Origin of the sequence: Rathayibacter tritici, from assembly GCF_001641005.1 — a bacterium.
Classification (GTDB): Bacteria; Actinomycetota; Actinomycetes; order Actinomycetales; family Microbacteriaceae; genus Rathayibacter; species Rathayibacter tritici.
The window spans coordinates 901,728-914,628 of sequence record NZ_CP015515.1 but is presented as its reverse complement, the minus strand read 5'-3'; the positions used below and the strand labels follow the sequence as shown (position 1 = coordinate 914,628).

The window sequence follows — 12,901 nt, the reverse complement described above, 5'->3', positions numbered from 1 at the left end:
CGGCGACACGCTGAGGAGGGCGGGCATCCGAGAGGGTGCCCGCCCGTCCGCCGTCCCGGGACGGGCGTACGCTCGGTGGATGAGCGCCTACGTCTCCGTCCTCGACCTGTTCAGCGTGGGGATCGGCCCGTCCAGCTCGCACACCGTCGGGCCGATGCGCGCGGCCCTCGCCCTCGCTGAGCGGATCCGTGACGCCGGCCTCCTCGGCCGCGTGAGCCGCGTGGTCTGCACCCTCTACGGCTCCCTCGGTTCCACGGGGATCGGCCACGGCACTCCGGACGCCGTGGTCGCCGGGCTCGCCGGCTTGGACCCCGAGACGTGCGATCCGGCGCTGGTGCGCGGTGCCTGGCAGCGCCTCGACGCCGAAGGAGCGATCCTCCTGGCCGGCCAGCAGCGCCTCGCGATGACGCGGGACGACGTCGCCTTCGAGCCCCGCACTCGACTGCCGGAGCACCCGAACGCGCTGACGTTCAGCGTCTGGGTCGGCGAGGACGCCCTGCCGGTGTGGGAGCAGACCTACTACTCGATCGGCGGTGGCTTCATCCGCCGAGCGGGCGAGCACGCCGAGCTGGCGGCCCTGGCTCCGCACCCCTACCCCTTCGTCTCGGGGCTCGACCTGCTTGCGATCTGCGACCGGACCCGCTCGAGCATCGCCGAGATCGCCGCCGCGAACGAGCGCGCACTGCACCCCGGGGTCGACGTCGACGCCCGCCTCGACGCGATCTGGGACGCGATGGCCGCCTGCGTCGAGCACGGCCTGGCGACCGACGGCGTCCTGCCCGGTGGCCTCGGGGTGCGCCGCCGCGCATCGGTCCTCCGCGAGCGGCTCGAGGCCTTCGAGGAGGACCCGCTCGACCGCGCCCGCGCGACCTCGGTGGAGTGGCTGCACGCCTTCGCGCTCGCGGTGAACGAGGAGAACGCCGCGGGCGGGCGCGTGGTGACGGCTCCGACGAACGGAGCCGCGGGGATCATCCCCGCCGTCGCCCACTACTACCTGCGGTTTGTGCCGGGCGCCGATCGCGCGGGCCTGCGCCGCTTCCTCCTCACCGCCACCGCGATCGGCTCGCTCTGCAAGACGAACGCGTCGATCTCGGGTGCGGAGGCGGGCTGCCAGGGCGAGGTCGGCTCGGCCTGTGCGATGGCCGCCGGGGCACTCTGCGCGGTGCTCGGCGGCACTCCTGGGCAGGTCGAGAACGCGGCCGAGATCGCGATGGAGCATCACCTCGGCCTCACCTGCGATCCGGTCGGCGGACTCGTGCAGATCCCCTGCATCGAGCGGAACGCGATCGCCTCCTCCACCGCGGTGAGCGCCGCCCGCCTTGCGCTGCACGGCGACGGCGATCACCGCGTCTCGCTCGACGCCGTGATCGAGACAATGCGTCAGACCGGCATCGACATGTCCTCGAAATACAAGGAGACGAGCGAGGGCGGTCTCGCGGTGAACGTCATCGAGTGCTGAGGCGCGCGGGCGGCGGTACCTCGACGCGAGACGGCGCGAACATGAACCCGCATGACGCGCAGGGGCACGCATGTCGGTGGTGCCGCCTAGCGTGGACGGCGTGAGCACCTCCTCCGCCCCGTATCTCGCCCGGCCGATCGTTTCGACCCAGTGGCTCGCCGACCAGCTCGGCCGTGAGCACCTCGTCGTGGTCGATGCGAGCGTCCTGCTCGTGCCCGGCTTCGACGGCCGCCTCGGCTACCTCAGCGGCGATGAGCAGTACCTCCTCGAGGGGCACGTCCCCGGCGCCGTCTTCGGCGACGTGCTCGCGCAGCTGTCCGACTCCGAGGCATCCCTCCCCTTCACGCGCCTCGACCCCGAGCGGTTCGCGGCCGCCACCGCAGCCCTCGGCATCGACGACGACTCGGTGGTCGTCGTCTACGACTCCGCGGTGGGCCAGTGGGCCTCGCGCCTGTGGTGGCTGCTGCGCGCGGCCGGGCACGATGCGGTCGCGGTGCTCGACGGGGGCCTCTCGGCCTGGCGTCGCGAGGAGCGCCCGATCGAGACCGGGCATGTCGAGCCCGCAGCGAGCGGCGGGATCACGGTCCGTGAGGAGCGCCCGCTGTGGATCGATAAGGCCGGCGTCGAGCGCGTCGTCCGCGGCGAGGCACCGGGGGCCCTGGTCTGCGCACTGCCGCCGAAGGAGTTCACCGGCGAGGAGGGGCGGCGCCCGCGCCTCGGGCACCTGCCGGGTTCGCGCAACGTCCCAGCCGGGCGCCTGGTCAATCGCGCGGACAACACTCTCCTGCCGCCGGAGCGGCTGCGGTCGCTCTTCGGCGAGAGCCTCCAGGCCGAGCGGATCGTTCTCTACTGCGCGGGCGGGATCGCGGCCACCGCCGACGCTCTCGCGCTCGCGGTGCTCGGGGTCGACACGGCGGTGGTCTACGACGGCTCGCTCAACGAGTGGGCGGCCGATCCCGAGGCGCCGCTCGTGGTCACGGCCGCGTGATGAGCTCCTCCGGGAGCCGAGTGGTCGGCAGGGCGCAGACGAAGGCCTCGCAGGAGTAAGCGGTCGGCAGGTCCTCCCGGGAGGTCCTCCCCTCGAACAGTCCGAAGCCCGCGTGCGCCCACTCCCGCGCGCCCTCGTCCGAGACGCCGACGAGGACCCCGAAACCGGCCGACCGCGCCCCGCGTACCGCCTCCGCGGCTCCGGGACCGACGACCACCAGCTGCCGCACCGGACGCGCGAGCCGCGACGCCAGCGCGAGTACGGCACCGAAACCCATCGGTTGCCGGAGTGCACCGGGCGCGATCGCGGCGACCACCGCCTCCGCCGCCTCCCGGTAGCGCTGGAACCCGGTGAGAAGGTACAGCTCGTGCGCCGCGTCCGCGGTCGCCGAGAGCCCGGAGGGGTAAGCGCCCTCCGAGGGATCCGCCGCGAGCTGCAGACCGCGCGCAGTCAGCACCGGGTCGCCTCCGCCCGGGAGCGCAAACGGCAGCGGGCCCTCCGCCGCGTCGAGCGCGCCGTCGATCAGGGTGCGCGCGGCGACCGCGAAACGCGGCCGACCCTCGGCGAGCGCGAGCTCGAGGAAACCGCCGGCGAGCATCCCCACGTCCTCCAGCGCTGGGCGGGCGGCCGAGACCGTGCCGTCGAGGGACGCGCGAGCCACGACGCGCCTGTCGGCCATGTGCCGCTGCACCACGGCGTGGGCGGCACGGCGGGCCGCCTCGATCCACTCCTCGCGCCCCACCATCCGCCCGGCGCGGGCGAGCGCCCGGATCGCCAGGCCGTTCCAGCCGGTAACGATCTTCTCGTCGAGGGCCGGAGGCGCGAGCCGCGAGCGCTCCTCGGCCAGGTAGTAGCCGCCCTCCGAGCGCTGCCCGTCGACGACGCTCTCCGAGTCCTGGGCCGACGCGAATCCGCCGCCCGGCCGCTCGAGGGTGTTCAGGAGGAAGGCGGCGATCCCTTCCGCGATCGTGGTCAGCTCGTCGACCCGGGCGTCGGATCGCCCGAGCAGAACCGCCGCGACGTCGAGCAGCTGCGCATTGTCGTAGAGCATCCGCTCGTAGTGCGGGTCGCTCCAGTCGGCCCGAGTCGCGTAGCGGAAGAAGCCGCCGTCGCGATCGCGGAGCGCCGACGCGGCGAGCGCGAGCAGCGTGCGTTCGGCGAGCGCCGCTCCCGAGGCTCGCGAGGCCAAAAAGGCGAGCACCGGGGCGACCGGGAACTTCGGGGCGCCGCCGAAGCCGCCGTGCACGAGGTCCTCCTCCGCCGCGAGCGCATCCACTGCGGCGTCCAGCGCGGCGTCGTCTGGAAGGCCGGAGTCGCTCGGCAACGCCGCGGTCGCCTCGCGCAGTGCCGCGGCGAGTCCGCCAGCTGTCGCTTGCACCTCCTCGCGCCGCAGCCGCCACGCCTCCGAGACCGCCTCGAGCACATCGGAGAAGGCGGGCACGCCGCCGACGGCCCTCGGAGGGAAGTAGGTCCCGGCGAAGAAGGTCTCGCCGGCCGGGGTCGCGAAAACGGTCAGCGGCCAGCCCAGCTGGCGGGTGAAGGCGCTCGCGGCAGTCAGGTAGGCGGTGTCGACGTCGGGATGCTCCTCCCGGTCGACCTTCACCGCGACGACGTCGGCGTTCAGGCGCGCGGCGAGCACCGGATCCGAGAACGACTCCCGCGCCATCACATGGCACCAGTGGCAGGTGGAGTAACCGATCGAGATCAGCACCGGGACGTCTCGGCGGACCGCCTCGGCGAACGCCTCCTCGCCCCAGGGGAACCAGTCGACCGGATTGTCCGCGTGCGAGCGGAGGTAGGGGCTGACACTGGAGCGCAGACGTTCGGCCATGCGTTCCACGCTAGACGTGGGGTATGCCACAGGTCAGGGGCTTGCCGGGACCAACGGTCGCCGCGGGCTCTCGTCGCTCAGCGCTCGAAGAACCAGCCCGTCGGCCGCTCCGTGCCGCGGACGACGGTGCCGCCTCCGCCGCCTCCGCCGCTCCCGCCGCGACGGCCGAGGGCCAGGTAGGCGAGGCTTCCGACGAACGGGGCGATCACGATGAACGCCACCCAGGCGACCTTCGCGACCTTCGAGAGCCGCGGATTCGACACCACTCCCTGAATCGCGAACAGCAGCAGCACGATGTTCAGCACGACCAGCAGGGACTGCGGATTCATCGGGTGCTCCACGGGATTGTGCGCCGCGGTCGACCGGCGCCGAAGCGCCCGACCGGGCAGGACGTCCCACGACGTTTCGCGGGACAGGGCATTGTCGCACGCGGCGTAGGATGGAGGGCTCATGTCAGACGTGCTCAGCATCCGCTACCCGCCCGAACTGCCCGTGTCGGCGCGGCGCGAGGACATTGCCGCGGCAATCCGCGACCACCAGGTGGTCATCGTCGCCGGAGCCACCGGATCCGGCAAGACGACCCAGCTGCCCAAGATCTGCCTCGAGCTCGGGCGCGAGAGCATCGCGCACACCCAGCCGCGCCGCATCGCGGCCCGCACCATCGCCGAGCGTATCGCGGAGGAACTCGACGACGAGGTCGGCGGGCTGGTCGGCTATCAGGTCCGGTTCACCGATAAGGCGTCCGCGTCGACCCGGATCAAGCTGATGACGGACGGCATCCTGCTCAATGAGATGAACCACGACCGGATGCTCAGCCGGTACGACACGATCATCATCGATGAGGCGCACGAGCGCAGCCTGAACATCGACTTCCTCCTGGGCTACCTGCACCGCCTGCTGCCGCAACGACCCGACCTCAAGGTGATCATCACCTCCGCGACGATCGACCCGCAGAGCTTCGCGGCTCACTTCGCCGACGCCGCGGGCGAGCCGGCTCCGATCATCGAGGTGTCCGGCCGCACCTACCCGGTCGAGGTCCGCTACCGGCCGCTGGTCGCCGAGGAGCCGGAGGAGGACGACGACACCGACGTCCCGGACGCGACGAGCGGCAGCCGCGACCTGATGACCGGCATCACTGACGCCCTGGCCGAACTGGCCCGCGAGGATCCGGGCGACGTGCTGGTGTTCCTCTCGGGCGAGAACGAGATCCGCGACGCCGAGGACGCGATCCGCGGGCGGAACCTGCCCGGCACGGAGGTGCTCCCCCTCTACGGCCGGCTCTCCGCCGCCGATCAGCACCGCGTCTTCGAGAAGGGGCGCACCCCTGGCGTCCGGCGCCGCGTCGTCCTCGCGACCAACGTGGCGGAGACAAGCCTCACGGTCCCCGGGATCCGCTACGTGATCGACGGCGGCACGGCCCGTATCTCCCGTTACAGCGCGCGATCGAAGGTGCAGCGGCTACCGATCGAGGCCGTCTCGCAGGCGTCGGCGAATCAGCGCTCGGGCCGCTCGGGTCGCACCAGCGCGGGCATCGCGATCCGCCTCTACTCCGAGGAGGACTACCTCCGCCGCCCCGAGTACACCGACCCCGAGATCCTGCGCACGGGCCTGGCCGCCGTCATCCTGCAGATGATCTCGCTCGGCCTCGGCGACATCGCCTCGTTCCCCTTCCTCACGCCTCCCGACTCCCGCGGTATCAAGGACGGCCTCGACCTGCTCACGGAACTCGGCGCCCTCCGCACCCCCACCTCCCCCTCCCTTCCGCGAGATGCCACTTCGGTACGCGACACGCCGCAGAAGGCGTACCCAAGTGGCATCTCGCGGAAGGGGGACGAGGCGGCGGCGCCGCAGCTCACGCGGATCGGGCGGGATCTCGCGCGGCTCCCGATCGATCCGCGCTTCGGGCGGATGGTCATCGAGTCGCGCCGGCACGGCGTCAGCCGCGAGGTGATGGCGATCGTCGCGGGTCTCACGATCCAGGACGTCCGCGAGCGCCCGCTCGAGCGCCGAGCGCAGGCCGACCAGCAGCACGCGCGCTTCGTCGATCCGACCAGCGACTTCCTCACCCTCCTGAACCTCTGGAACTACCTTGAGGAGAAGCAGGACGAGCTCTCCTCCAGCGCCTTCCGCCGCCTGTGCAAGGCCGAGTACCTCAACTACCTGCGCGTGCGCGAGTGGCAGGACGTGTTCCGTCAGCTGCGCCAGCTCGCGCGTCCGCTCAAGCTCGAGCTCGGTGAGCCGAAGGTCGACCCCGACGGGATCCACCGGAGCCTGTTGGCCGGCCTGCTCTCGCACCTGGGCATCAAGGACACCACGTCGCAGCAGGCGCAGCGTGCGGCGAAGAACCGCGAGCGCCAGAACGTGCAGTACCTCGGCGCCCGCAACGCGAAGTTCTCGATCTTCCCCGGGAGCGCCCTGGCCAAGAAGCTGCCCGACGCGGTGATGAGCGCCGAGCTGGTCGAGACGAGCCGCCTCTTCGCGCGCTCGAACGCGGCGATCGACCCCGCCTGGGTCGAGGCGATCGCCGGTGACCTGGTGAAGCGGCAGTTCAGCGAGCCGCACTGGGAGAAGTCGCAGGGCGCTGCCGTCGCCTACGAGAAGGTCACGCTCTACGGAGTGCCGATCATCGCGCGCCGCCGCGTCCAGTTCTCGCGGATCGACGCCTCCTACGCCCGAGAGCTCTTCATCCGGCACGCCCTCGTCGATGGCGAATGGGAGTCACGGCACGCGTTCGACAAGAAGAACCGGGCCCTGCGCGCCGAACTCGAGCGCCTCGAGGAGCGCACCCGCCGCCGCGACCTGCTCGTCGACGACGAGGCGGTCTTCGACTTCTACGACCGCCGCCTCCCGCGCGACATCACCTCCGTGCGCTCCTTCGACTCCTGGTGGCGCACTACTCAGCACGACGAGCCCGACCTGCTGACGATGACGCAGGAGACTCTGCTGCCCGAGGACGCGGAGCAGGTCGATGAGACCGCGTTCCCGACGCAGTGGCGCCAGGCAGACCAGCGCCTACGGCTCTCGTACCGGTTCGAGCCGGGGACGGAGGAGGACGGAGTGACGGTGCACGTGCCGCTCGCGCTGCTGCCGCGCGTCACTCCGCTCGGCTTCGACTGGCTGGTGCCGGGGCTCCGCGCCGAGCTGGTGACCGCGATGATCAAGGCGCTGCCCAAGCACCTGCGCCGGAATGTTGTGCCCGCGAACGACTGGGCGCGGAAGCTCACCGCCGCCCTCCCGCACGACGTGCCGAATCCGCCGACGGAGTCGTTCGCCGCGACCCTCGCCGGAGCGATCCGCCGCGAGGCCGGAGTGGTAGTGCAGCCCGAGGACTTCGACCTCGAGCGGATCCCCTCGCACCTGCGCGTCACCTTCGCGGTCGCCGACGAGCGGGGGCGCACGATCGCCGCCGGCAAGGAGCTCGCCCCGCTGGCCGAACGGCTGCGCGGCCGGGTGCGCGACGAGGTCGCGCGCGTCGTCGAGGCCCGCGTGCCCGACGCGCTCGAGCGCCGGGGACTGAAGACGTGGGACATGCCGGAGCTGCCCCGCGTCACCGACACCCGGCAGGGCGGAAACACGATCCGCGCCTACCCGGCCCTGATCGACGACGGCGACTCGGTGTCCATCCGCCTGCTCGCCACCGCCGAGGACCAGGCGCGCGAGCACCCTCGGGGCGTCCGCCGCCTCCTCCTGCTCGGGACGCCGAGCCCCGTCGCCTACGTGCAGCAGCACCTCACCTCGAACGAGAAGCTCGTGCTCGCGCAGAGCCCGTACCAGAACACCACAGCGCTCTTCAGCGACTGCTTGCTCGCCTGCGTCGACGCGGTGCTCTGGCGGATGAAGCCCGACGGCATGCTCTTCCTGCGCGCCGAGTTCGATGCCGTGCGCGACCGCGTCTCGGCGAGCGTGATGGATGCGATGTTCGAGACCGTGAAGACCGTCACTACGATCCTGACCACCGCCCGCGGCGTCGAGAAGGCGCTCAAGGCCTCGACGAGCATGGCGCTCCTGCCTGCGCTCACCGACGCGCGCGAGCAGCTCTCGGGCCTGGTCTACCCCGGCTTCGTCTCGGCGACCGGAGTGGAGCGGCTGCGGCACCTCCCGCGCTACCTCGCGGCGATCACCGAGCGCTTCGGCAAGATCGCCGAGAACGTGGGCCGCGACCGCATCTGGCTGAACGAGGTGCAGGCCGCGCAGGAGCTCTACCGCTCCGCCGGCGGCGGCGTACCGCTGCCCGCGCACGCCCCTGAGCGGATCGAGCGCGCCCGCTGGCTCCTGGAGGAGCTGCGGGTGAGTTTCTTCGCGCAGTCGCTCGGCACCGCCGAGAGCGCCTCTCTCCAACGCATCCGCAAAGTCCTGACCCCCTGACCCCCTCTCCTCCGCCGAGGGAACCCCGACCCGTCGAGGGAGCCCCCTAAAGCAGGCTCCCTCGACTGTGAAGTCTCGGGACATGGGTGACGGTTCTGTCTCAGGACATCGGTGACGGTTTGGCGGATTTGGTGGTGACGGTTCTTTCGGTCGTGATCGTGGGATGGCTGCTGTCACCCCGATCTCCTCGTCCGTTCGTCTCGCTATCGTTCAGTGGCCACAGGACGCTCCGCGGGGCGCGGTGACAGCGTTCTGCGCGGAGTGCGGGATCAGCCGGAAATCGTTTTACGCGATCCGCGCGCATGCTCGGGACGAGGGCCCGGTCCAGGCGCTCGCCCCGCGCTCGCGTCGACCCCGGACATCGCCCACGAGAACAGGGGAAGCTGTGATCGAGCAAGCGATTCGCGTGCGGGCATCGCTGGAGCAGTCAGGGCTGGACCACGGTCCGATCAGCGTCCACGACCGGATGGTGCAGCTGGGTCTTGCAGCGCCGTCGCGGGCAGCCCTCGCGCGAGCGTTCCAGGCGGCCGGAGTGATCGTGCCCGAGCCGAAGAAGAAGCCCCGATCCGCGTATCGCCGATTCGTGTATCCGGCGCCGAACTGCCTCTGGCAACTCGACGCCACCCAATACGCGCTCACGGGCGGCCGGACGTGTGTGATCTTCCAACTCATCGGAGCCTGTCAAGTTGTGTGTGTAAGTGCGTGGTCCTCGGGGGTTTAGAGGTAGCGGTGGATTCGTTCGGGAAACGCGATCGAGAGCTGCTCGAGAGCCTTCTTCCAATTCGTGACGACTTGTCCTTCGACGAGGCGTCCCTCAGCTCGACGTTCGGCGGCGGGGCGTCCTCGGTCGCGGGCTCGGTCGCGGGCGCGTTTGTCTTCGATGTCGCAGATCGCGAGCCAGAGCAGCTTGATCACGGCCGCGTCGTTGGGGAAGTGTCCGCGGTTCTTCGTGACTTTGCGCAGCTGGAAGTTCAGCGACTCGATCGCGTTGGTCGTATAGATCACCCGGCGCACCTCGGGCGGGAACGCGAGGAACGGCGTGAACCGCTCCCACGCGCTCTCGAACACCGCTGCCGCGTGCGGGTTCGCGCGCCCCAGCTCTGACGTCGTGAACGCCTCCAGCGCGGTCCTGGCGGCGTCCGCGGTCGGCGCTTGATAGACCGGCTTCAATGCGGCGGCGACGGCCTTGCGCTGCCCGTAGGCGACGAACCGCACGGCATTGCGGATCAGGTGCACGACGCAGGTCTGGACCATCGAGTCCGGCCAGGTCGCCTCGATCGCTTCCGGGAACCCCGTCAGCCCGTCGCAGCAGACGATGAGCACGTCACGGACGCCGCGGTTCGCGAGTTCCGCGCAGACCGACGCCCAGAACTTCGCGCCCTCGGCCTGCTGGACCCAGATCCCGAGAACATGCTTGATGCCGTCCATGTCAACGCCGACCGCGAGGTGCGCGGCCTTGTTGCGCACGTGCCCGCCGTCGCGGACCTTCACGATCAGAGCGTCGAGGTAGATCACCGGATAGAACGCCTCCAACGGCCGCGACTGCCAGGCGAGGACCTCGTCGGAGATCTCATCGACGATCTTCGAGATCGTCTCGCGCGAGAGCTCCGTGCCCACCGTCGCGGCGAGGTGATGCTCGATATCGCGGACAGTCATCCCACCGGCATACAGCGACACGATCATCTCGTCCAACTGCGACAACCGCCGGCTGCCCGTCGGGACCAGCCGAGGCGTGAACGTTCCCTTGCGATCCCGCGGGATCCGCAGCTCAACGTCGCCGACGTTCGTGGCGACGGTCTTCGGGAACGACCCGTTCCGGGAGTTCTCGTGAAACGCCGCGTCCGGGTCGCCCTTCTCGTATCCGACGTGCTCGGTCAGCTCCGTCTGCAACCCCCGCTCGAGCCCGGACTTGATCAGCTGCTGGATCAGCCCTCCAGCGCCCTCCAACTCGATCTCGCCCGCGTCGATCTTCGCGAACAGGTCATCCATCACGCCCGACTCGACCAAACGCGCAGCGCCCGCCTCCTGGGTCCTGCGCCGCGCTTCACGTGACACCCTATCGATAGCCAACAGAGTCATTCCTTCCATCAGGAGGCCCACTCCTTACACACACGATCTGACACGCTCAGAAGGACCCGACCGATCACCGCCTCGGTCAGAGCTACACCGGACAGACAGCACGCTTCCTCGATCAGCGGGACGATCCGTGACACGGTCGGCTGTGAGACGCAGAACAGGTCACCGACCGCCATCTGGTTCAGGTTCTGCCGCACCAGCACGAGAGTCACGATGATCTGTTCCGCAGATTCAGGATCGCCACTCTTCCCGTCGACGTCGCGCGGGACTGCGTGATCTACCAGATCCGGGAAACGAGTTCCGTGATCTGCTCCGAATCAAGTCCTGTAGTAGAGTTGTAGTGCATCGGCTTCTTGCTCCGAGAAATAGAGATTGTAGGAAATCCTATTCTCTCCCGCGAGAAGCCGATGCCTTCACAGCGACACGCGCCAATCAGAGCTTATGAATAAAGCTCTACGAATGGCGCGACCGGAAAACCTCGAGAACAGCGAAGTGGCAGAGGGAGATCACCTCTCTTATCCCGACAAAGTTCGAGGCGTACGACGGCACTTACGGCTACCGCCGCATCGCCGCACAACTGGCGCGCTGGGGCCGCCCCGCGGCGCACGAAACCGTCCGACGGCTCATGCGCGCCGCAGGACTGGAGCCCTGCCAGCCCAAGCCCTGGCGGCCCACTACGACGATTCCCGGTGATCCGGCTGGCATCCCCGACCTCGTGAAGCGTGACTTCACAGCACAACGACCCGGTTACAAGTGGGTCGGTGATATCACCTATATTCGCACCTGGGAAGGCTGGGTGTACCTCGCGACCGTTCTCGACTGCTATTTGAAGAAAGCCGTCGGATATGCCCTCGCTGACCACATGCGAACCGAGCTGGTCATCGAAGCACTCGAGATGGCTGCCCGCAATCGACCTGACGGGTTCAGCGAAACCATCTTTCACAGCGACCGCGGATCTGTCTACACCTCGGCCGAATACGGACAGGTCGTGAGAAAGCTCAATACCAGACAATTGATGGGTCGAACCGGCGTCTGCTGGGACAACGCGTGGGACGAATCCTTCAACGGCACCCTCAAGAACGAACGATGCAATCGGACCCACTATCCGACGAAGGAGAAAGCGATCCGCGACGTGGCACGATACATTGAACTGCGCTAAATTAACAACGACTTTACCCGGCACTTAACTACCGAACACCGAACGAAGTTGAACAAGAGTGGCATGACATGGATCACGCCGCATAGACAACTATTCATATGGTCCAGAAGACGTTGGGCGGCTCAACTGGGATTCGACGATCACCCTGGAACTGAAGAAGCGCCTGCGCGACTGGGAGCGGTTCTTCCAGGAAAACGCCGACATCGACACCAGCCTCTTCGGCTCGGAGCAGAAACGGCGATGGTTCCAACGAGTGGGCTTCCGCCTCCTCAAGGAGCTGCAGCAGGCCGGAGACGAGTTCGACTTCACCATCGACCTCTGCTTCTGACCCGTGCGGAGGGAGGGCGCGGTCCCTCCCTCCCCCGGCACCGCGTACCGTGGTCGTGCCACACAAAGCGGCCGTGAAGGGTTCGGGATGAAGATCAGCCAGCTGCGTCACTTCGTGGCGGTCACCGAAGGGCTGCACTTCGTGCGCGCCGCCGAGCGCCTCGAGATCTCGCGGCAGAAGCTCGACTCCTCTGTCGCCGCCGTCGAGCTCGACCTCGGCAAGCCGCTGTTCGAGCCCGGAGCGGCCGCCACGGCGCTCACGGCCGCGGGCCGTCAGCGCCTCGATCGTCGAGGGCCAGCCGAATCCCTACAAGTGCCGCCAGTCCCGCTGATGTGATGTAGGCCCTACCGAACTCGAACCGATGACATCCACGGTGTAAAGGACCTTGTCCTCGGACTACACGGGACTCGATGGCAGATATCCGTCGGTATCGATGGCTGCTACCGCGATGCGGTTCGCGGCCATTTGCGGCGCGATGCAGCCCTTCACCGACACCACACCGACCCGAACCTCCGGAGTCTCGGCGTTGAGGTCGTCTCGCGGGCAGACGACATCGTCGGGCTCAGAACCGATCATTTCACCGCCGTGGGGCAGATGCGCGCGGACGCGCGATCCGCAACAGCCGCGCGTCCGCACCTCCATGAACCCGTCACGCCACTACGGCGTCGATCACCCTCCGGCGAGCGCAGTTCGAG

General features: G+C 69.1%; 10 protein-coding genes and 1 pseudogene. 6 read left to right on the top strand and 5 right to left on the bottom strand.

Annotation, left to right across the window (positions count from 1 at the left end):
- The first annotated feature begins 79 nt into the window (after nucleotides 1-79).
- Both A6122_RS04055 and A6122_RS04050 read left to right on the top strand, forming a co-directional pair.
- Nucleotides 80-1,459 (top strand): L-serine ammonia-lyase, encoded by a 1,380-nt coding sequence (locus tag A6122_RS04055; RefSeq protein ID WP_068251911.1) that lies wholly within the window; start codon nucleotides 80-82, stop codon nucleotides 1,457-1,459.
- Between the two features lie 100 nt (nucleotides 1,460-1,559).
- Nucleotides 1,560-2,447, top strand: a complete 888-nt coding sequence (locus tag A6122_RS04050) for a sulfurtransferase (protein WP_167542342.1) — start codon at nucleotides 1,560-1,562, stop codon at nucleotides 2,445-2,447.
- On the opposite strand, the gene A6122_RS04045 is transcribed toward A6122_RS04050, so the two are convergent.
- Nucleotides 2,434-4,278, bottom strand: a complete 1,845-nt coding sequence (locus A6122_RS04045) for a thioredoxin domain-containing protein (protein ID WP_068251906.1) — start codon at nucleotides 4,276-4,278, stop codon at nucleotides 2,434-2,436. The genes A6122_RS04050 and A6122_RS04045 overlap by 14 nt on opposite strands.
- Before the next feature lie 77 nt (nucleotides 4,279-4,355).
- The gene (locus A6122_RS16925) at nucleotides 4,356-4,607 is read right to left on the bottom strand and encodes a PLDc N-terminal domain-containing protein (protein ID WP_068251902.1); all 252 of its coding nucleotides are present in this window, start codon (nucleotides 4,605-4,607) and stop codon (nucleotides 4,356-4,358) included.
- A 121-nt stretch (nucleotides 4,608-4,728) separates the two neighbouring features.
- Between A6122_RS16925 and hrpA the strand changes: the two genes are divergently transcribed.
- Together hrpA and A6122_RS04030 are read left to right on the top strand one after the other, a co-directional pair.
- On the top strand, nucleotides 4,729-8,643 hold the full coding sequence (gene hrpA, locus A6122_RS04035) for an ATP-dependent RNA helicase HrpA (protein WP_068251898.1): 3,915 nt from the start codon (nucleotides 4,729-4,731) through the stop codon (nucleotides 8,641-8,643).
- Between the two features lie 163 nt (nucleotides 8,644-8,806).
- Nucleotides 8,807-9,316, top strand: a pseudogene (locus A6122_RS04030) (helix-turn-helix domain-containing protein); the annotation flags it as partial.
- 44 nt (nucleotides 9,317-9,360) lie between these two features.
- Here the strand turns inward: A6122_RS04030 and A6122_RS04025 are convergent.
- Nucleotides 9,361-10,632 carry an IS256 family transposase gene (locus A6122_RS04025; protein WP_418320007.1) on the bottom strand — a complete coding sequence of 424 codons (1,272 nt, stop codon included), beginning with the start codon at nucleotides 10,630-10,632 and terminating at the stop codon, nucleotides 9,361-9,363.
- Between the two features lie 98 nt (nucleotides 10,633-10,730).
- Nucleotides 10,731-10,934 carry a helix-turn-helix domain-containing protein gene (locus A6122_RS04020; protein WP_257722320.1) on the bottom strand — a complete coding sequence of 68 codons (204 nt, stop codon included), beginning with the start codon at nucleotides 10,932-10,934 and terminating at the stop codon, nucleotides 10,731-10,733.
- A gap of 230 nt (nucleotides 10,935-11,164) precedes the next feature.
- Here A6122_RS04020 and A6122_RS04015 point away from each other — a divergent pair, with 230 nt between their 5' ends.
- Together A6122_RS04015 and A6122_RS04010 are read left to right on the top strand one after the other, a co-directional pair.
- Entirely contained in the window at nucleotides 11,165-11,878 is a 714-nt protein-coding gene (locus tag A6122_RS04015) for an IS3 family transposase (RefSeq protein WP_146085114.1), read from the top strand.
- A 415-nt stretch (nucleotides 11,879-12,293) separates the two neighbouring features.
- Entirely contained in the window at nucleotides 12,294-12,542 is a 249-nt protein-coding gene (locus A6122_RS04010) for a LysR family transcriptional regulator (protein WP_068251884.1), read from the top strand.
- Between the two features lie 60 nt (nucleotides 12,543-12,602).
- Here A6122_RS04010 and A6122_RS04005 read toward each other — a convergent pair whose 3' ends face one another.
- Entirely contained in the window at nucleotides 12,603-12,782 is a 180-nt protein-coding gene (locus tag A6122_RS04005) for a hypothetical protein (protein WP_068251880.1), read from the bottom strand.
- Nucleotides 12,783-12,901: the final 119 nt, after the last annotated feature.